Genomic DNA, 21027 nt, shown 5'->3' with positions numbered 1-21027 from the left:
TAAAAAAATAGCAGAGACCCAATACTAAAAATCTCTGCTATGAAGGGCAATTAACTATCAGGTAATCAATTTTTAATGAGCTTTTTCACGGAAACTCCACCGTTTTCACTTGTCAATTTCACCATGTAAATTCCATTACGCAAGCTTGATGTATTGATTCTTTTACTGTTATTCGCTTCAAGTATACGTTGTCCTGTAATGTTGAATATTTCAACCTTTTGGATGTCATTTTCACTATTAATGAATAATTCATTCTTAACAGGATTTGGATACATCGTAAAGTTTGGTGTAGTTTCAAAAGATTCGTTGCTTAGTGTTGCATAGGTAAAGCTTGCTGTTACATTATCAAACATTACCACATCACCTGTTAAAGCATTAGACTGTGAGCGTACTTTTAAACGATATTGTATTTGGTGAAATGGGTCATTGATCACTTTATTAGTAGTCACTTCTTCCCAAGTGTCAGCTGCTGTGATTGTATAAGCACCCGTATTATTTCCTGTAATCTTCGTTCCTGCAGCATCAAATATATCATACGTTATTTGCACCTGTATTCCAGCTCTGCTAGAACGTACCCAAAATGTACTGTTAATTTCTTCTGGATTTACTTCCATACCAAAATCATAAATGGTGTTTTCTAAAAATTGATTGGATGTTTGATCTGCTGTAAAAGTCAATACGCCCGATTGCGAACCTTCTTGCGGACTCATCGTAGAAAAAGAAGCTGTTGTTTCTCCTCCAGATGCTGACCAGTCAGAAGAAGTTTCAAAATTAGGATTGGCAACCCACATATCTTCAACAATCGTATTTACAATCATAAATTGATCAATTTTTAAGGTTCCGGTCAAACCAAATGTATTTCCTTGTTTTGCTCTAATTCCTACCCTATCTAACGTTCCTCCATTATCAGGATTTACAGGAATAGCCAAGTCAAACGTTGTAAAACCGCTTCCCGCAGTTACAATAGGCATGGTAAAATCTAACTTTTCTCCTTGCCCTGCATTTTGATCTGCAGTATCGTAATTGATTACTTGCCAAATATCGTTATTAGTGGCATTTTCAACCACAATACGTAAAATAGCATAATCAGCTTCCACGAGATTTAAACCTTCTGGAGAGCGCACTTGTTGAAATCCTCCTGTCCAACCTGAACATTCTAATGAACCGCCAGGCGCTGGAACGTCAAAAGAACCAATTCCTCCTTGGGTAAATCCTTCTACATCGCCTGTAGTGTTAAAGTTATATACGATGTTTTGCGAAAACGCAAAAAATGGTAATAAAATTAAAAATAATGTAATTTTTTTCATAATGATTGTGCTTAGTTATTTTTTGATGATTATTTTTTGATATTGGCTCGAACGATCTGAAAATAACACTTTCAGTATGTATAAGCCATTGGTGTAATTGGATATTTGCAAAGGTGCTGTGTTCGTTGTCAGCAGCATTTTTCCTTCAAAGGTGTATAATTCGTATTGTAAGATTTGTTTTGTGGTTTGTATGTGTATAAAGTCGCGCGTAGGATTTGGGTAAATGACCAACGTATTTTCTGTTGATTCCTCTTGAATAGATAATACTTCTGGAATTGCTTCTGATACTTGAAAATCATCAAAGAAATAATCGCCTGTCTGTTTCCCAACCAACACTTGAAATTGCAACGTTGTTGTATTTGCAGGAACTGTATAGGAAAACTCAAAGTTTTCATAATCTGTTGATGATAAATCATACGTACTAGAGGCCGTTAGTTGTGAACTTCCATTCACCGTAGCTTTGACACGCATTTTGAATTGTTGCGTCGTTGTATTTGCCTTTGCTCTGCATGAAAACACGAATGTTTTTCCTATCAAAGAAGCATCTGTTACTGTTTGATTCCTTATGACAGCTTTTCCAAATCCGCTTCCAGCAGTCGAAACGGCTACTTTTAAAGAGGTACTATTGTTATAGTTTTCAGAAGCACTGGCATTCGCAATAGTGGCAGTTACCGCAGTATCTGTCCAAAGACTCCAATCGTTGTTATAGCCACATTCAATATCAGCATTGGAGATAATTCCAGAAGTCAAACAATCAATTCCCAACACGGCGTTTCTAACATCTGTCACCCAATTTCTGTTGGTAGCTTTGTAAATAGTTTTGTTCGATTTTTCTCCCGCATCCCACACCGTAAAAGCAAAACCTCTATTGATAGCTGCTTCAGCCAAATATTCATGATAGGCTACTCGCGAAGCATTATCAGGTCCGCCATAGGCTCCATACGTTTGATTGTAATAATCGTATCCGCCTTCATTATCAGCACCAAATTCGCCTAATAATACAGGAATGTTGTTGGCTTGCGACCACGTTTGTACATTGTCAAAATGTGTGTCGACAGTACTTTTATCCGACGTAGTTCCCCAAGAAAAGTTGTTGTGTTGCGGTTTAGAAGAACTTGTAAAGTTGAACGGTTTGTAATAATGAAAAGTTGCAATTAAATAATTGTCACTGTTTAGAAATGTACTTGACATTTGCAAAGGAGCCTGCCACGAGTTCAATCCGCCACCATTCACGATTACATTTCGGGTGGTATTAGTATTACGTATGATAGAAAGGATATCGGCATTGACAACATCGACCTCTGTGGCAGACATGCTAAAGTAGGCTTCGTTCATTATCTCAAAAAGGAGATTTTCTGACTTGTTTTGAAAACGCACCGAAATATCACGCCAAATTGCTCGAAAGCGATCTTCTGCCGCCAAACGGTCGTTTCCTGTTTTGTAATGCGAACTAGACGCATCGTAACTTTCCCAAAACCAATGATCGCCATGTACATCTATAATGGCTATCAAACCTCTGTCTAGCGCCCAGTCAACTACTTCTTCAATTCGGTCTAAGTAGGTTGTATTTACAGCATAATCATTAGCAGAACCTATGTAGTTTCCTGTATTAACATCTGTATACGTTACACTTGCTAAGGTTGTCGTTTGATTGTCAAAACGAATCGGAATACGAACCGTTTTAAAGCCCACGGCGGCAACATCATCAAAATAGCTTTCTTCTACTGCTGGCGCCCAGTTTCCTTCATACGGTGCACTGAGCACATTTCCTAAATTGATTCCTCTGTCCATACGAGCCACCATTTGCTGTGGTGTCGCTTGCGCAAGAATGCCTACAGGAAGTAGCAAAAAAAGCATATATATGTAACGATTAAAGTACATTTTAAAGTGCTACGTATTAGTTTTTATTTTGTTTGCGATAAGTACTTCTTGCTTTTCGTTGTTTTTTGGTCAACACATTTTTAGAAATTTCTTTCCCTGCTTCTTTGTTCAGTTCTTTTACTTTTTCTTTTAATTCATCTTTATCGCTAATCTCTTTACGCAAAGCTTTAATTGCTTTTGCCGTTTTAATCTCAATCGCAGTGATTTGCTCTTTTTGTGCGTCAGAAAGTGCTAACGAACTGTCAACGCTTGTAATTTGCGTATTGATTTTCTCAATCTTTTTTTCTGCTTTCGCGATCATTTTTTTATTCTGTGCAACAGCTGTCGTTGCGAAGCCTAATACGAAAAGGCAAATGAAGAGTAGTTTTTTCATAAGTAAGTGTGTTAAGTAATGCTTGTTTTTAAAGAGAGTTGACTTTTAGGTTATCAAAACGCCATCGGGTTCTGTAATTTGCTCCATCTATTGTTTGCGAAACTCGAATTGCGATGTAAAAGTTTCCTGTTGGACTGATGTTGAATTGTTGTTGTTTGTACGTATTGTTTCCAAATCCTTCGCCATTCATGTTTGCTGCCGTTTCAGTTCCCATCACGTTCCATTCAGATGCTATAAATGTTCCTGAACCATTGTAGGTTTGTGACCAATAATACGTTACTGTTGCTGAGTTTTGATTAAGAAAAGCGTAACTGTTATCAATGATAACTTCCATATTTCCTGACGCATTCATGATTGGAGATACCAATACATTGTCAAGCAATTCTGTGACTGTTGTTCCGCTTCCCGCATTGTAAAACATATTGAGTCCGTTATCTGACGTACCGTTTACATTATTCACGTCTGAAAAATTTCCGTTAGAGGTAATCAAACTTATGACTCTTGTAGGATCAACGGTTTGTCCGTTCAAAATATTTTCAAAACCAAGAGTCGCCAAATCTGTTCCTGATTCAAAATCTTCCACATAATTGAAAGCAACTGCATCGTTATCTGTAATCGTGATTGTTTGCTGTTGCAGATTGACACCAGCGTCCAATCCACCAGAAACATTTGTAATTTCTAGCGTCAGTATCTCGTCCATTTCTACAGTAGCATCATCTGTAATAGTGATTGCCACACTTCCTGTGCTACTTCCCGCAGGAATGGTAAAACTGTATGGATTTGCTGTGCTTCCGCCAAAATTAAAATCGCTCGCATCTGTTGTTCCAGAAGTGGTCAATTGTATCGTCGCAGCTGCTGTGGTTGTACCGCTAAGTGTAAAGTTTACTGTAATCGTTCCAGCATCTTCGTTGTAGGAAGTTGTATTTGAAGCATCAAAATCAATTAGGGGATTGGGAGGGGAATCGTCATTTTCAATGCTTACAGTGAGTTGGGGAATGGTTCCGATGCTAAGTCCGCCTGAAACTTCAGTAACTGTAAAAATAATGGATTTGTCTGCTTCAAAAACGGTATTATCAATGGCTTGTATGTCAAAACTTGCTGTGGTAGCATTCGCAGGAACTGTAAGTGTAAATGTAGTCGCTGTTTGTCCAACAATTGTGTAATCAGTTCCCAATACAGCATCACCTGTAGTTTCAATAGTTATTGTTCCGCCATTGGTAGTTTCTTGATCAAAAGGAATGTTTATCGTAGTTGCTGAAGTTGCATTTTCTTGAATTGCCAACGTTGCACTTTCAAAAGCGACAGCAGCTACCAACGGATCGTCATCTTCTAAAATTGTAAATGTAAGCGTAGCATTGTCACCAATTGTCAATGCGCCTGTTGCGTCCGTTAGTGTAATGGTTAATTGTTTGTTCGCTTCTATTGCGTCGTTGTCAATTGGTTGAATAGAAAAACTCGTTATCAATCCGCCTTGAGCGACATCTAATGTAAATGTATCACTTCCAGCACTTGTTTCGTAATCGGTTCCGTAAGTCGCACCTGAAATAGCGACAGAAATTGTTCCTCCTGCATGGTTAAAATTATCAATACCAATATTTATAGCTAATGCGCTTGTTGCGTTTTCAACTTCTTGAAGACTTGTTATTGAAAAGTTTGCCGTTCCTGTTCCTGAAAAATCTTCGTCATCTTCATTACATGAAAAAATAATGAGGATACAAAAAAATACCATATATAATTTGATAGATTTCATAATCTGCTGGTTAATTTGCATGGTGTAAAATTGATTAAAAAAATGTTTTTATAGGTTCGTTTATTGTCAGATAGCGTTTGATATTCGTGTATAATCGCCCTAAAATTAAGTATTTGACGGTTTTCAAGCATGTTTTTTATGAAATTCTCAAAAAGTTCCGAAAACGATGTAATTATTTTTGCAGGTATCTTTTTTTTGAAATTTTTCTTAATAGATTTTCCAAAAAACAAATGCTAAAGTCATCTATTTTACATTAACTTTTGTGATTTCACTTTCTTTGTAGCCAATTCGTTGTGCCATTGCATACACATATTGCCCTTCTTGTACACGAAATGGTTTGTAATACACCTTCCAGCCACTGTTGAGATTTGGTTTTTTGATAGGCGTGTCAGAAAGTATATACCCAATAGAAGCTCCTTTTGTGTTGGTTGTCAACGCTACTTTGTTTCCCGTTTCCGGTTCAAACGTAAAGGCGACTGTTTCTGTGATAGGTTGTTGAAAATTTGGCCACATTTCTTGAATCATGATTGATTCTGGCGTGAGACCGAAATCTTTCCGATTTAACTCATGATTAGCTAATTTCACTCGCATTTCAGCTAAAATCTGCTGATATTTCGGATTGTTTACCAAATTGTGTACGTTGTGCGGATCGTTTTTACAATCGTATAATTCTTCGTTAGTTTTGGTTTGAAACCACAGTTGTTGCGTTTCCGTAAGTTGATAATTGTCTTTCATTTCTAAAAATGGCAACATCATCGGAATGTTTTTTCGATAGGAAACATCTTTATATTTGGTCAATTCGGGAAAATCATTTCGCAAGTATAAATACCTTTTTGTGCGTACAGCGCGAATTCGATCTGTGAATTCGTCAAAACGATCGGAAGTTCCAATAATGTAATCGCGCGGTTGCGTTTTAAATTCGCCCAAAAATGCTTTTCCTTCCATATAGTTTGGTGGTTCAATTCCTGCCAAACTTAACATAGTTGGCGCTAGATCTACAAACGAAATCATACGATCGGTTCGCCCTTTTTCACCGTCAATTCCTTTAATCATAAACGGAACTTTCAACCCAGAATCATAGATTTCACGTTTTTGTCGCGGCAACGGTCCGCCATGATCGCTGTAAAAAAAGATGATTGTATTGTCGTACAAACCATCGTCTTTGAGTTGCTGAATAATTTCGCCAACTTCAGCGTCCATCAATTCAATATTGCTGTAATGACGCGCGATGGTATTTCGTGTTGCTTCGGTATCGGGTAAATACGGAGGAACTTTTACGTCTTTCGGATTCACCGTTAACGGCAAATTTTCCTTTTTCCACAGTTGACTTTCATGCGTTGTACCAATATTAAACACGGAAAAAAACGGTGTGTCTTTTGAACGATTTCGCCAGTGCGCTTTTTTATTGTTTTCATCCCAAGCAGTCACAGGCGCGGCAAATTGATAGTCTGTTTTCTGATTGTTGGTGCAGAAATAACCATTGATACGTAAGTATTCTGTATAGCATTTTACGTTTTCAGGAATCACTGCCGAATATTCTATGACTGGATTATTTTGCAAGTCTGTTTTTTGGGCTTCGTTGTTATACACGCGCTTTCCCCATGAATGTATGTCTTTTCCAGTACGCATGTGCATGGTGCCAATACTTGTAGGATACATTCCTGTGATGATTGAGGAACGACTTGGCCCACAAACGCCAACAACCGCGAAGGCATTGTCGTAAATCATACTTTCGTTTGCCAATGCCTCTAAATGTGGAGTTTTTGCAGTTTTATCTCCATAGAAAGATAGTGTGGGACTGATATCTTCGGTAACAATCCAGAGAATGTTGGGTTGTCTTTTTTCTATGGAATTGACTGTTTCTTTTGAAACTTTCGTCCCACAAGAAAACAGAAGAATGATGATTATGTAGTTGAGTTTTAGTTTCATTGTATTTTGGTGGCATTGTAATTACATCTCGACTGCGCTCGATGTGACATTCTTTTAATAGCGCAATTTGATAATTTGAAAATGTACCAATAGTTTGTCATTAACTTTTGAGAAAGTTTGCTTATAAATTTAAGATTTGAAAAAATCTCAATACTCACAACTCTATCAAAATTGTTCGTTTGCTTCTTGGTTTTACTTCAAATGTTCCTTTTACTACTTTTCCGTCTTCTACAAACGAGTATTCGTATTCGCCATAAAACCCACGTCCAACAAGAGTTCCATTTTTAGACGTTGTACTATTAAATTTTGTTTTCCACGCATCGTGGACTAAGGAAAAGAATGCTTTTCCCATGATTCCGATTTCGTTTTCTTTTGTGAAAATATCACACTTTCCGCGTCCGTCTTCTGTATTTCCCCAAAATAGAAACTCTACCACATTTGGGTGACTGAACGCTGCAATCATAAAATCGCGCGTGTATTGTTCTCTAATTTCCGCATCTTGAATGTCCATCGTAAATTCGGAAATACTGATTTGTTTTCCAAGTGTAGCATAAAAAGATAATATTTCTAATACACGTTCTGGCGGCGTGAGATCGCTTCCGATGTGCGACTGAATTCCGATGCCTTGCACCAAACCATTCGTGTTTTCGTCAATTCGTTTGATAAAGTCGTAATACCATTGTTGTTTTTGCGTGTCAATTCCGCCTTTACTGATAATCCCGTATTCGTTGGTAAAACGTCGTGCTTTTGGTTGTTTTTGTGCTGCTATTTGAAAAGCCTTGTATAGAATATCTTCGCTTCCCGTAATTTTTTGCAAATCTCTATTGGTATAGGCTTCATTGACAACATCCCAATGCGAAATTTTTTCGTTGGTTGCTTCTAGAATGCTTTTTACATGATTTTCTATGATCTGTATTACTTTCTCTGGATTTTCTGTATGATTTTTGATCGATGTTGGTAAATAATTGAAGCCTGGCCAAACCAACACATGTCCTTTTACAGGAAATCCTTCTTTTTGTAGTATTTCCAATGCTTTCAAGGTTGTTTCTCTTTTTTCTTTATTTTTCCAACGCTTGATTTTCAAATCATTTCCCAACACCAAACTGTTAAAGGCTTTTTTGAAGTTTTTGTAATCGTCGGTGTTGTTTACAATATCTTCTGCATGCATGCGTGCACCAAAGGGAAATAGGTGTTTTTTCAATTCAATTTTTACCACTTTTTCACTTACTGGTTTTCCATCTTTGGTAAATTGAACGGTAAAATTTCCTTTCCGAATCGATTCTATTCGCTGATTTGCCAATTTGCGCCATTCAGCATTCGCTTCCATGCCTTTGTAGGTTATTTTTGTTTTTGGGAGTTGTGCTAGTTGTGTCCCTTTTGGAAATACTTCAAATTTGATATTTTTTAGGAGAAAAGATTGTGGGCGAAAACCATATTGCATCACAATTCCTAAATCTTCTTTCGCAATAGGACGGTTGGCTTCAAAGGGAATGTAATAGGTTTGCCAATCAGAAGAGATACTTTGTGTAGACGCGATGTTTCCTTTGTAAGATGGTAATTGCTTGAATAACCATAGGAGTTTTGCTTCGCCAGTTTCCAAACTTGCTGTTACGGTTTTGGCATCGTACGAAAGTAAAAAAACTGTGCCTTTAGGATAACTTTTCTTTTCAATCGGAATGCTGGTAGCACAGTTATAAATGAATTTGGGTTCTTTGATTGTTTCTATCAAAAATGATACTGTTTCGTTTTCTTTGGAAGTTGTAATTTTAGAAAATTCGCCTTTGGTTTTTAGGTATTGTATTTTTTGATCATTTACCAAATTCTTGCCTTTTGGCAATTGTTGCGAAAAACCAAACGAAATACATCCTACAAAATATAGCACGAGTAGAATGAGCTGTTTTACTTTAAAAAGTAGATTTCCATGCGTGTAATTCATCTAGTAATTGTTTTGTGATGTTGGGTTTTTCTTGTGACAAATCAGTTGTTTCATACGGATCATTTTGTATATCGTACAATTCAACTCGGTTTTCTTTAAACCAATGAATGAGTTTGTAATTTCCTTTGCGAATGGCAGACGATTTGGTATCGCCCGTATTGACAGGTCGCGCTTTTTCCGAATGCCAAAATACGGTTCTGTCGTTCCACACTTCTTTGTTTTGTAATACAGGAAGAAAGCTTTTACCATCCGTTTCTAGAGATGTATTTGTGGTAATGTCTAGTAACGTTGGAAAAACATCCATTAACGTAATGATTGATTTTGAATTTGTTTTGGATTGCAATTTATTCCACTTGATGAAAAACGGTATTTTGATGCCGCCTTCATACAACCAACCTTTTCCCGCCCGAAGCGGAAAGTTCGACGTTGCCAGTTGTCGCTTTTTGGTACCGTCGTTAGACAATCCGCCGTGATCGGAAGAAAAAATAACGATGGTATTATCTTCGATATTTAAGTCTTTTAATGCATTTAATAGCTTTCCAATGTTTTCATCCATATTTTCTACCATTGCGGCGTATGTTGGATGATCTTGGCGCATTTTGGTACGTCCCGTTCCTTCTCGAATGTATTCGGGTTGATTGCCATAATCGAAAGCATGTATCTCTTTACGATTTCGCTGAATGTCTTCTTTTTTGGCTTCCAACGGTTGATGTACGGCGTACAATGAAAACATCGCTAGAAATGGTTTTGATTTGTCTGCCTTTTCAATGTAATCAATCACTTGATTGGTCATGACATCGGTGAGATAATCACCTTCTTTACTGACTTCGTCTACATCGGGAATGGGTGTTTTTTTGGTTTTTCCCTTGCCTTTTTTCTCGTTAAACGGATAAAGAAAGCTAATGGGCGAACCTGCATGACCTGAAGCAAAACTGTACTCAAAACCAAATTGTTGCAGACTGTTTTTATCTCCTAAATGCCATTTGCCAAAATACGCCGTTTGGTAGCCCGCGTTTTTAATGGTTTTGATAAAGTTTTTATTGTCTGAAATGTTTCCCATTTTAAAACCGTCATCGGGAACGCTTCCGTTTTGAATTGGATAATTTCCCGTCATCATGGCAAAACGCGAAGGCACACAACGTGGATAGTTTGCGTACGCATGGGTAAATACAACCGATTCTTTTCCCAACGCGTCAATGTTGGGCGTTTGGTATATTTGAGAACCGTTCATACTCAAATCGTGATAGCCCAAATCGTCTACATGAATGATGAGAATATTGGGTTTTTCAGTAATTGCCGTATTTTTTGTTTCAACAGCTTTTGTTTTGCAGCTTAAAAAAAGTACAACTAGAAATAGAATTGAGATGTTCGTGATTGCTTTCAAATATTTAAAGTTTTATGAGCTCTAACGATTGAATTTGTATTTCATCCCACAATTCATTTTTCTTTCCGCCTGTAAGCGTTAGTGTATTGATGCCTTTTGTGAGTTCTATTTCTCCCAGTTCAAATGATTGAAAATTTGTCAAGCCATTTGTATTTGGTAATTTTACATGTAATCGCTGTTTATTTTTCAGTGTTATGATATTTCCAGCAACTTTAGTAGCATAACGAAGATTTACTTTATACCTGCCTTTTTTAGCAACTTCAATTTTCCAGTGTGCTTTATTTCCTGTATTTTTTTTAGTTGTGGGAATACAGTTTTTCCAATTGGCAAAATACGGTTCATCGTTATGATATGCAACAAAAGGAATACAATCATATTGCGGTTTTATGGTGAGTAATGCATTGAGTGGTGTTAATTGTATGGTATTGTCTAAATTTGGTTTTACATAACCTTCATCAATCTGTAAAGACTCACTAATTTGAATTTTGATGACTGAAACTGCTTCATGTGGTGCTTTTTTTGGCAAATCAGAAATTCTAATTCCGTTAGCCGTATTTGTAACTGAAATAGTATTTTTTTGTCCTAAAATGCTAACAGAAGCTATGTTGTTTTTAATACCAAGTACGTCCAAAGTTCCATCTTTCGGCCATTCATAAACAAATAAATAAATACTGTGTTGACCATTTTCAGATTTTAATGCTGCTTCTCCAAAGGGTAGTTTGTAAAATGGACTCGCTTTTGTTTGGTAAATAGCTTCATTGTGAACTTCCATCCAATCTCCAATGTATTGTAAAGCTTCTATTGCTTGTTGCGGAAATGTTCCATCAGGTTTTGGTCCCACATTGAATAGAAAGTTTCCGCCTATCGAAACCATGTGTGTTAAGGTTTTTAAGAGAAACGCAGGTTCTTTCCAATTTGTGTCCGATGGTTTGTAACTCCACGATCGGTTTTGAGTTAGGCATAATTCGTTGTAATCTTCGGTTAAGATTCCCGGAATGACTTGCTCAAAGGTTTGAAAGTCTTTTTGTGAGGTTGGACTTAATCTTGGATTTACAATAATATTCGGTTGTAATTTGACCAATTCGCGCCCTATTTCGTTTGCGAGTTCTTTGTTTTGAACTTTTCGAGCAGAATCCCACCAAATTAAAGATATTTCGCCATAATTGCTGAATAATTCTGTGACATGTCCTTTGACGATCGTTTTAAAATAGGTGTCATAGTCACCTTCTTGCTGATTGTCCCAACGTTTTTTAGGTGTAAAACCACCTGGATGATACCAATCTTGTGCTTGTGAATAATACACTCCAAATTTGAGTCCGTATTTTTTGCAAGCGTCTGATAACTCTTTGATGACGTCACGCTTAAAAGGTGTTTGTGCAACAATATTATAATCGCTTGTTTCTGATTGAAAAAGTGCAAACCCATCGTGATGCTTCGTCGTCATCACAATGTATTTCATGCCTGTATCGTGTGCATATTTTACCCAAGTATCTGCATCAAATTCAGTCGGATTGAAATTCCCAACAACATCTTTTTTGTAATCTTTTACAGGAATTTTAAGGTTGAACATAATCCATTCGCCTAGTGCTCCTTTTTGTTTTTTACCTTTGTATTCGCCATCTAAAACACTATATGCGCCCCAATGAATAAACATTCCAAAACGTGCATCGGTATACCACTGCATACGCGCTGCTTTCTCAGCTTTGGTTTCTTTCTCATAAGCACCTGTTTGTCCAAAGTTATAGTGAATACAGACAAGCATAAGTACTATTACAAAGCGTAATTTTTTCATAGAGATTTAAGGCTATATAAATGTATTACTGTTTCTTCTTTTTATTCTTTTTATTTTTGTTGCGTTTTAATACATTGAGTCGTTCAGGTACGAGATATTCTTTTTTCCAATTTTTTAGCAATGCCAGCATTTCTTTTGCTTTTGCGGGTTCGGTGGTTGCTAAATTGTTTTCTTCTGAAATATCTTTTTTAAGATTGTATAATTCTATTTTATCTGTTCCCAAGAATTGTATGAGTTTGTAATCGCCTTTACGAACTACCGCAGCTTTGCTATCGCCTGTACTGTGCGGACGTGCTTTTCGCGAAATCCAATACACGGTTCTGTTTTCCCAAGATTCATTTCCTTTCAACACATTTGCATAGCTTTTTCCATCAACCTCAGCGACTTTTTTATCTAACGCAAGTTCTAAAAGCGTTGGAAATACGTCCATTCCCAAAATGATTGATTTTTCATCTACGCGCGGTTGCAACTGTTCGGTCCATCTAACGAATAACGGTACGCGAATCCCGCCTTCATATAAGTGTCCTTTTCCTGCTTTAAGCGGGATGTTTGTTGTTGCCAATTCACGTTCTTTTTTGTTCCCATCGTTGGATAATCCGCCATGATCGGACGAGAAAATAATAATGGTATTCTTATCAATATGTAAGTCTTTCAATGTTTGAAGAATTCGTCCCACATTTTCATCTACATTTTCTACCATTCCTGCATATCTAGGATCGTCTTGACGCATTTTTCTTCTGCCTTCGCCTTCTTTGATAAATTCTGGAGTATCGCCAAAATCAATGCCTTTCAATTGTTCTTTATTTCGTGCAATGTCTTCTGCTTTGGCTTCAATTGGCGTATGCACAGCATAGAATGCCAAGACTGCCAAAAATGGTTTGTCTTTTGGGTTTTCTTGAATGAATTTAATCGTAGCATCTGTTAATAAATCAGACGCATAGTCGCCTTCTTTTCCGTCTTCTTCTACATTTGGCACATGATATTTTCCTTTATTTCCATTCTTTTTTTCGTTAAATGGATAAAAGCGTGACGCAATACCGCCCGCTTCGCCAGCCGCATACGTATGTGCAAAACCGAATTTTTCTGGAGCACTATCCCCTTTTCCTAAATGCCACTTCCCCACATACGACGTGTTGTAACCCGCATTATTAAAAAGCTTGATGAAGTTTCGTTCTTTCGGAATTGCGCCTAAATGTCCTTTGTTTTCATTAACAGGATACATGCCAGTCATCATTCCGTAGCGCGACGGCGTACAACGTGGATAGCTACTGTAGGCATTGGTAAACGAAACGGATTCTTTTGCCAATTGATCTATGTTGTCAGTATTGTATAATTGCGAACCTGTAAAACTTAAATCGTGGTATCCTAAGTCATCTGTGTGAATGATAAGAATGTTTGGTTTTTCTTGAGAAAATCCACAAATTACGTACAATAGGATGATGATAAAAGATAGTTTTTTCATATTTAATAGTGTTTTTGTTTTTAGACTATTAAAATTCAATTTTGTTTAATGAAGTCATTTATTGTTTTGATAAATGTGCTTTTAATTTCGCTTTGAGTTCTTTTACAATCGCTGCATATTTAGCATCTTTTACCCAATTCTTAGTTTCTAATGGATCTGCTTCGTAATCATACAATTCGCGTCCTACAATGTTATTTCCGTTGTAGGCTTCGTAACTTCTATAATCATCATTGTGCCACTCTGTGTAACGATATCGATCTGTTCTAATGGAGTATCCCATACGTTTTCCTCTACGATATTGGTGATACGCATAGTCCATATCAATATTGGTTTTTGGATTGCTATCTAATAATGGAACTAATGATTTTCCGTCTGTTTGTGGATGCTGTGATACGTTTGCCAATTCAAACACTGTTGGGAATAAATCGACTAAATTCACCGGATGATCACTTTTCTGGTTTTTTGCCACTTTCGGACCTGCAAACATAAACGGAATTCGTGTGGCTTGCTCAAAGTTGGAATGTTTACACCATTCGGTATGATCGCCCAAATGCCAACCGTGATCGCCCCAAAGTACAATTACGGTATCTTCTAAAATTCCTCTGCGTTCTAAATCGTCCAGTAATTTTCCTAGTTGTGCATCAATGTACGAAATGCATGCCATGTAGCCGTGAATGAGTTCGCGTTGTTTGGCTTCGGGTACTTTATCGCCCACGCGTAAATCGTTATCAATATCACTAAATGCACGTAATTCACCGAAAGAATGGTATGCAAATTTTGGAGTTCCTTCTGCTACTTGTTGAAATTTTGCGAGTTCAATTTTATCTCTATCATATAAATCCCAGTATTTTTTGGGTGCAACAAATGGCAAGTGTGGTTTTTGATAGCCAACACCTAAAAACCAAGGTTTTCCGCTTTTTTCTAATACATCCAATTGTTGCAAAGCAGTTTGTGTATATAAACCGTCTTGATAGGCAGTATCACTTACATCAGCACTTTCGGTAGCAGGTTTTAAACGTTTGAATACATAGTTTCTAATTTTTCCACTTCGTGTAATTCCTTTTGCTTTGGCTTCTTCCGTAAGCTGCTCCATTTTACGCTTGGTTTCCGGATTTTGATAATATGAAAACGCAGCTTCTCCATACGCGGGATCGAAGTTGTTTGGCAATTGATGTGGCATGCTCCAGCTTTTTCCATCATGTCCTTTGGAAGAAGAGCCTTTGTGATATATTTTTCCCACGGCAGTGGTTTCATATCCTTGTGAGATTAAATATTCTGGCATGGACACCAAATTAGGAGCCGATTCTCTGAAATCTGTGTGTAAATCCCATACTTTGGTTTTGTCTGGGTTTGCGCCTGTCATTACACTGGCACGCGACGGACCACAAACCGCATATTGTACGTGCGCGTTTGTAAAAGTCATGCCCATTTTTGCCAAGCGATCAAAATTAGGAGTAATCATTTGTGTTTCTCCATAATTGGAAAGCAACGGTTTTAAATCGTCAATCGCGATGAAAAGTATATTTTTCTTTGCGTTGTTTGCTGTCTGTGATGTTTCCGTCATATTGGAATTGTTCACAGATTTTTGTGCATTGCATGCTGTTACAATAACAGCCGTTGTACACAATACAGATAGCAATAATTTTTTCATGTTATTTTTTATTCGTTAAAATGTCTTGAACCGACGTTTCATCATCTTTTTTATCTACAATCGAACCAAAATCTTTGTCCGTAATCATTCTAAAATCAGCCAATGACTTGTCATTTTCATACTTTTTCATTAGTTCTTTCAGTTCAGCTTTTAAATTCACAACTATGCTTGCGTACTGTGGATCGTTGATGATATTGTGCATTTGCTGCGGATCTTTTTCTAAATCGTACAATTCCCACACATCAATATTGTAATAGAAATGCGCCAACGTATATTTTTGCGTTCTGATACCATAATGCGGTTGTACGTGATGCCAATACGGAAATTCATAGTAATGATAGTACATGGCTTGTTTCCAATCTTTTGGTGTGTTTCCTTCCAAGATGGACTTAAAGCTTTTCCCTTGCATTTTTTGGGTTGTTTGAATATTCGCTAAATCTAATAAAGTAGGTGCAAAATCAATATTTGTGATCACATCTTCATTGACCGTGCCAGCTTTTATTTTTTTAGGATATTTTACCATAAAAGGCATACGAAGCGATTCTTCATAAATAAAACGCTTGTCAAAGAAACCGTGATCGCCTAAGTAAAAACCTTGATCGGACGTTAACACGATGATGGTATTTTCAGTTAAACCGTTTTTATCTAAATAGTCCAACACGCGACCAATATTGTCATCAACCGATTTTACACAGGCTAAATAATCTTTGATATACGTTTGATAACGCCATTTGCGACCTTCTTCGGCAGTCATTCCTTCTGGCTGTACAACTTCGCCTTTTTTTGCACCATAAAACGCCCATTTCAGTTTTTCTTTTCCTTTGAGGTGTGCAGGTTCTTCAAATTTCATATCGCGACGTGAAAAGTATTCCATCGTCATTTCTGTATCGCCTGCGGTCAATTCGCGACCTTTGTAATCGTCATTGAACGTTGCAGGATATGGCATTTCAATATCTTCCCACAATTGTTCGTATTTTTTGTCGGGTTGCCAAGGTCTGTGTGGTGCTTTGTATTGCAATACCATCATAAATGGTGCGTCCTTTTTACGCTCTTTTTCCAGCCAATTCATCGCAAAATTCGTACTTAAATTGGTAGCATAGCCTTTTTCCTTGACATTCGTACCGTTTTCGTTGTACGTCGGATTCCAGTAATGTCCTTGTTGTCCAGCAGAATTGTGATATTTGAATACATCAAAACCTTTCGGTTCTGTTCCTAAGTGCCATTTTCCAAAGAGTGAGGTTTGATATCCGTTTTTTTGAAATTCTTGTGGAAACGTCCATTGTGACGCGTCAAATTTTCCACCACTTTCATTTTTGTAATAGCCATTCAGATTGCTATAATTTCCAGTAAGAATGGCAGCACGTGACGGACCACAAATTGCATTCGTACACAACACATCTTGAAACAACATTCCTTCTTTGGCAATGCGGTCAATGTTTGGTGTTGGTGCAATGTCTTTGTAAATGCCTCCGTACGCGCTAATGGCTTGCGTTGTTAAATCATCTGCCATAATGTAGATGATGTTGGGTTGTTGAAATTCCGCAACTTCTGTCGTATTCAGCGCTTGTTCTTTGGGCTTTTCATCACATCCATAGAATGCTAAGACTCCAACTATAAGTATATATAGCGTTTTTCTCATCGTTCGTTGTTTTTATCTAACATGATTTTGCTATCGACAGAAATCATGGTTGTTTGTAAATTTTTATCTGCGGAAGAATTTCCAGTCATAATGGTGAATTCTCCAGGTTCTACTATAAAGTTGTAATCGCGGTCGTACATTGCTAAACTTTCTGCAGTAATGGTCAATTCCACCGTTTGAGTTTCTCCTGCTTTTACTAGTACTCGTTTGTATCCTTTGAGTTCTTTGACAGGACGCGTATACGAACTGATATTGTCTCTGATATAGAGTTGTAGGACTTCTTCACCATCTACGTTACTTGTATTTGTTACCTCAACCGTCACTTTGATTTCGTCTTCCAAACCTTCAAAAGTTGTTTTTGATACTGTTGGTGCTGAAAGTTTAAATTTTGAGTAGCTTAGTCCAAAACCAAATGGATGTAATGGTTTTTTCTTTTCGGTGTTGTACTTGTGAATGTATGCGGTCGGTTTGTGATTGTATACCATTTGCAATTGTCCTACACTGCGCGGAATGGTGAGTGGTAATTTTCCTGATGGATTTACTTCTCCAAATAAGATTTCAGCAGTAGCTTGTCCCGCGAAAGCGCCACTTTCCCACGTATTTAATACTGCTTTGGCTCGTTGCTCCAACCAAGGTTCTGCAATTGGACTTCCGCTTACGTACACGACTACAACTGGTTTTCCGAGTGACAACATTTTGTCTGCCAGCTTCATTTGATTTCCTGAAAGTTTCAGTGTGGCTCTGTCAATGTTTTCTCCTGTAGTTTTTCGTTTCCAATCATGACGGAAAGAGTTTTCACCTAGCACTAATACAATCACATCTGACGATTTTGCTTGTTGTGCCGCTTTGTCAATGTTTTCATCAGTAATTTCTTTGGAACGATCGCCTGAATCAAAATAGTTAATTTTGTATCCGTTTTTCGTTCCAATTTCGGTAATTCCTTCCACCATTGTGATGACGTTTTCTTCAGGTTGTGGAGAAACCCAATCGCCCAACGTTGTTTGATTGTCTGCATTTGGTCCAGTGATAAAGATGGTTTTTCCATTTCCATTTTCAGCGAATGGCAAGAAGTTGTTTTTGTTTTTTTGTAACACGATTGAACGTCTTGCTTGTTCTAGTGCTACTTTTTGGTGTGAATCAGCAAAATTGACTTCTTTGGCTTTTTCAACAGTTACAAAAGGATTTTCAAATAAGCCTAGTTTGAATTTTACTTCGAGTATTTTACGACAAGCTTCATTGACGCGTGCTTCGTCTACTTTTCCTTCGTTAACCAATTCGATTAAGAGTTTGTCAAAAATTGGTCCGTGCATGTTCATGTCCATTCCTGCATTGATAGAGAATTCAATGGATTGTTTGAAATCTTTTGCGACATGATGCCAAATATCAATTCGTGAAATATCGTTCCAGTCGCTCACATAGAATCCTTGAAAGTTCCAACGATCGCGCATGAGTTCTGTCATCATATATTTGTCCATGTGTCCTGGCATTCCTGCTACTTCATTGTGTGCTGCCATGATGGAAAATACGTTTGCTTCTTGCACAGCTCTACGATACGGAGGTAAAAAGATTTCAAAAAGTGTACGTTTGGAAACATCTGTTGGCGATGCGTTCAATCCGTTGATGGACGAACTTCCTGCAATGAGGTGTTTTGCACAAGCGATTACGTTGTTTTGTCCTGAAAAATCGTCTGACTGTAAGCCTTTTATGGTGGCAATTCCCATGTTTCCTACTAAAAACGGATCTTCTCCAAAGGTTTCTCCTGTACGTCCCCAACGCGGATCGCGCAATACGTCAATGTTTGGGGTAAATGACCAATGCATTCCGTTGGCGCGCATTTCCAACGCTGTTTGACGATTTCCTTCTTCTATTAAAGCGTCGTCAAACGTAGCGGCTTGACTGATTGGAGATGGATAGATGGTGGCGCCTTCTACCAAACCGTTTCCGTGAATGGCATCAATCCCAATTAATAATGGAATTTTTAACGGTGATTTTTGTGCGAGTTCTTGTAAATGATTCGCTTCTTCTGGCGTTACAACATGTAAAAAAGAACCTATTTTTCCCGCTTCTGCCAATCGAGCAACACTGTCACTTCGCATGCCTGGATAAAATCCTAAGGCATCATTTTTTTCGAGTTCTTCTGGTGAGATTTTAGATTCTGCCGCTTTCATGTGTTCCAATCCCACATATTGACACATTTGATAGACTTTGTCTTCAATGGTCATACGAGACATCAAATCATCTATTCGTTCTTCAACAGACGCAGAAGCGTTTAGATAGATTGGGTTTGTGTCATTTTTTAAATTGGTTGATTTTTCCATACATGCATAATACATACATATGAACACTGATAAAAAAAGTAAATATGTTTTCTTTTTCATTTTATAATTGCAATTAATATCCAGGGTTTTGGTCTGCTTGATTGATTTCTTGGTTGTTAGATATTTCCGTGGATGGAATTGGTAAGAGCATATTTTTTACGCTCACAGGATATATAAAGTCTGTATTTCCAAGGTTTGAAAAGTTGTTGTGATTTTCGATGACTTCTTGTAAAAAGTATTCGTATCCGCGACGACGCGTATCAAACCACTCGTGATTTTCTCCTAAGAGTTCATATTGGCGTTCGCGCATGATGCGTGTTCTGAATTCATCTTGCGTAAGTGTTGCCGAGAAATCTGCAGGTTCTGTAGCAGTTCCTGATGCTGTATTTCTGGCTCTTGCCAATACTTCGTTTACATAGCCTAAGGCTTCTGGCGTTGGTCCGTTGAGTTCATTGGTGATTTCTGCTAGCATTAGTAAAACATCCGCATAGCGTATTTTGATAAAATTTCTACTTGTTGTAGTACCGTTGAAATTTGGGTCAAAGTATTTTGTCAATACGGTATAGCCATCATTTCCATTTACTTGATTTGGATAGATGTTTTTTATCGAACCGTTAACTTTTGTGTACGAATCAACCAAATACATTGCGTCAATTCTAGGGTCGCCTGGATATTGTGCCAAATGTTGTTCGTAAGTTTCTTTGTTGGGACGAATTCGACCAAAAGTCGTATAAGAGAATAAGTCTTTTGGCGTATACGAGCGAACGACATCGGAATTTCTTACCGCTCCATTAGCTCCATATTGTAATTCAAAGATTGATTCTGTGGTGTTTTCGTTGTTAGGTTCAAAGAGTTCTGCATACGTTGGCGTTAAACTGTATTGTCCGTATACCTGAATGGCTTCGTTATACGCTTGTTGCCATAAAGCCATATCGTTATTTTCACTTGCCAATGTTAGGTATACTTTTGCCAAATAAGCGTTTGCGGCTGTTTTTACAGGGCGGCCTTCTAGATATTCGCCTACACCTGGCAACATGAGTTTTGCTTTTTCAAAATCAGCAATGATTAAATCATACACTTCTTGTTTGGAATTTCTCGGTAAAAATATATTATCTTCTGTGGCTGGTGTTGTGCGTATAGGAACACCACCAAAATAGCGCACCAAGTCAAAATACGTTGCCGCTCGGATAAAGTAAGCTTGTCCGAGCGCTATTTCTTTGTTTGCTAATTCGAGCGTCGTATTTTCTAAGTTGTCGATGATGGTATTTGCTACGTTGATTGTAGAGTACATTTGCGGCCATAAACGCGTAAGCCATGTATTGTTTGGCAAACAGTTTAAGCTTGTAGCATCTTGACTTGCTCCTTGGTTAGAGAAAAATTTCCCTGATAAAGGCGCAATAAGTCCGTGAATAGACGAGCCGTGATAACCTGGATCAGCAAAGCTTTGATACAATCCGTTGACGGCAGCTTCTACCCCATCTTCTGTGGCAAACACTTGTTCTTCACTAAAAAATGTTTCCGGTTCTTCTTCTAAAAAGTCTTGACAACTTACACAGAAAGTAGCCAATATAAAACTGATTATGATTTGATATTTTTTCATGTTGC

At 37.6% G+C, this 21027-nt stretch carries 14 protein-coding genes; all 14 read right to left on the bottom strand.

Features of this window, described 5'->3' with window-relative positions; translation table 11 throughout:
* Positions 1 to 65: 65 nt before the first annotated feature.
* On the bottom strand, positions 66 to 1307 hold the full coding sequence (locus C8N46_RS08995; RefSeq protein WP_108114543.1) for a T9SS type A sorting domain-containing protein: 1242 nt from the start codon (positions 1305 to 1307) through the stop codon (positions 66 to 68).
* A 15-nt stretch (positions 1308 to 1322) separates the two neighbouring features.
* On the bottom strand, positions 1323 to 3164 hold the full coding sequence (locus C8N46_RS08990; RefSeq protein WP_158269115.1) for a cellulase family glycosylhydrolase: 1842 nt from the start codon (positions 3162 to 3164) through the stop codon (positions 1323 to 1325).
* A 40-nt stretch (positions 3165 to 3204) separates the two neighbouring features.
* Complete coding sequence (locus tag C8N46_RS08985) at positions 3205 to 3561, bottom strand: hypothetical protein (protein ID WP_146169777.1); 357 nt, start codon at positions 3559 to 3561, stop codon at positions 3205 to 3207.
* A gap of 28 nt (positions 3562 to 3589) precedes the next feature.
* Entirely contained in the window at positions 3590 to 5311 is a 1722-nt protein-coding gene (locus C8N46_RS08980) for a Calx-beta domain-containing protein (protein WP_158269114.1), read from the bottom strand.
* Positions 5308 to 5541 (bottom strand): F0F1 ATP synthase subunit delta, encoded by a 234-nt coding sequence (locus C8N46_RS21060; protein ID WP_108114539.1) that lies wholly within the window; start codon positions 5539 to 5541, stop codon positions 5308 to 5310. The genes C8N46_RS08980 and C8N46_RS21060 overlap by 4 nt, the downstream gene beginning before the upstream one ends.
* Before the next feature lie 13 nt (positions 5542 to 5554).
* The gene (locus C8N46_RS08970; RefSeq protein WP_108114538.1) at positions 5555 to 7240 is read right to left on the bottom strand and encodes a sulfatase family protein; all 1686 of its coding nucleotides are present in this window, start codon (positions 7238 to 7240) and stop codon (positions 5555 to 5557) included.
* Positions 7241 to 7394: 154 nt separating this feature from the next.
* Complete coding sequence (locus C8N46_RS08965; RefSeq protein WP_108114537.1) at positions 7395 to 9176, bottom strand: endo-1,4-beta-xylanase; 1782 nt, start codon at positions 9174 to 9176, stop codon at positions 7395 to 7397.
* On the bottom strand, positions 9145 to 10560 hold the full coding sequence (locus C8N46_RS08960) for a sulfatase (protein ID WP_108114536.1): 1416 nt from the start codon (positions 10558 to 10560) through the stop codon (positions 9145 to 9147). The genes C8N46_RS08965 and C8N46_RS08960 overlap by 32 nt, the downstream gene beginning before the upstream one ends.
* A 4-nt stretch (positions 10561 to 10564) precedes the next feature.
* Positions 10565 to 12352 carry an alpha-L-fucosidase gene (locus C8N46_RS08955; protein ID WP_108114535.1) on the bottom strand — a complete coding sequence of 596 codons (1788 nt, stop codon included), beginning with the start codon at positions 12350 to 12352 and terminating at the stop codon, positions 10565 to 10567.
* Between the two features lie 25 nt (positions 12353 to 12377).
* Positions 12378 to 13814, bottom strand: a complete 1437-nt coding sequence (locus C8N46_RS08950) for a sulfatase (protein ID WP_108114534.1) — start codon at positions 13812 to 13814, stop codon at positions 12378 to 12380.
* A gap of 58 nt (positions 13815 to 13872) precedes the next feature.
* Positions 13873 to 15465, bottom strand: coding sequence for a sulfatase (locus C8N46_RS08945; RefSeq protein WP_108114533.1), 1593 nt, complete (start codon positions 15463 to 15465; stop codon positions 13873 to 13875).
* Between the two features lies 1 nt (position 15466).
* Positions 15467 to 17104, bottom strand: coding sequence for a sulfatase family protein (locus tag C8N46_RS08940; protein ID WP_108114532.1), 1638 nt, complete (start codon positions 17102 to 17104; stop codon positions 15467 to 15469).
* The gene (locus C8N46_RS08935; protein WP_108114531.1) at positions 17101 to 19422 is read right to left on the bottom strand and encodes a glycoside hydrolase family 3 N-terminal domain-containing protein; all 2322 of its coding nucleotides are present in this window, start codon (positions 19420 to 19422) and stop codon (positions 17101 to 17103) included. The genes C8N46_RS08940 and C8N46_RS08935 overlap by 4 nt, the downstream gene beginning before the upstream one ends.
* 73 nt (positions 19423 to 19495) lie before the next feature.
* Positions 19496 to 21022 (bottom strand): RagB/SusD family nutrient uptake outer membrane protein, encoded by a 1527-nt coding sequence (locus tag C8N46_RS08930; protein ID WP_108114530.1) that lies wholly within the window; start codon positions 21020 to 21022, stop codon positions 19496 to 19498.
* Positions 21023 to 21027 lie beyond the last annotated feature (5 nt).

The sequence above is a fragment of the Kordia periserrulae genome, assembly GCF_003054265.1.
Lineage (GTDB): Bacteria > Bacteroidota > Bacteroidia > Flavobacteriales > Flavobacteriaceae > Kordia > Kordia periserrulae.
This window is presented reverse-complemented; position numbering and strand designations above follow the sequence as displayed.

Excerpts from the sequence above, each read along its gene's own strand:
- C8N46_RS08945 (WP_108114533.1), bottom strand. The coding sequence starts at position 15,465 with ATGAAAAAATTATTGCTATCTGTATTGTGTACAACGGCTGTTATTGTA.
- C8N46_RS08980 (WP_158269114.1), bottom strand. The coding sequence starts at position 5,311 with ATGAAATCTATCAAATTATATATGGTATTTTTTTGTATCCTCATTATT.
- C8N46_RS08930 (WP_108114530.1), bottom strand. The coding sequence starts at position 21,022 with ATGAAAAAATATCAAATCATAATCAGTTTTATATTGGCTACTTTCTGT.
- C8N46_RS08950 (WP_108114534.1), bottom strand. The coding sequence starts at position 13,814 with ATGAAAAAACTATCTTTTATCATCATCCTATTGTACGTAATTTGTGGA.
- C8N46_RS08995 (WP_108114543.1), bottom strand. The coding sequence starts at position 1,307 with ATGAAAAAAATTACATTATTTTTAATTTTATTACCATTTTTTGCGTTT.
- C8N46_RS08990 (WP_158269115.1), bottom strand. The coding sequence starts at position 3,164 with ATGCTTTTTTTGCTACTTCCTGTAGGCATTCTTGCGCAAGCGACACCA.
- C8N46_RS08955 (WP_108114535.1), bottom strand. The coding sequence starts at position 12,352 with ATGAAAAAATTACGCTTTGTAATAGTACTTATGCTTGTCTGTATTCAC.
- C8N46_RS08965 (WP_108114537.1), bottom strand. The coding sequence starts at position 9,176 with ATGAATTACACGCATGGAAATCTACTTTTTAAAGTAAAACAGCTCATT.
- C8N46_RS08970 (WP_108114538.1), bottom strand. The coding sequence starts at position 7,240 with ATGAAACTAAAACTCAACTACATAATCATCATTCTTCTGTTTTCTTGT.
- C8N46_RS08935 (WP_108114531.1), bottom strand. The coding sequence starts at position 19,422 with ATGGAAAAATCAACCAATTTAAAAAATGACACAAACCCAATCTATCTA.
- C8N46_RS08940 (WP_108114532.1), bottom strand. The coding sequence starts at position 17,104 with ATGAGAAAAACGCTATATATACTTATAGTTGGAGTCTTAGCATTCTAT.
- C8N46_RS08985 (WP_146169777.1), bottom strand. The coding sequence starts at position 3,561 with ATGAAAAAACTACTCTTCATTTGCCTTTTCGTATTAGGCTTCGCAACG.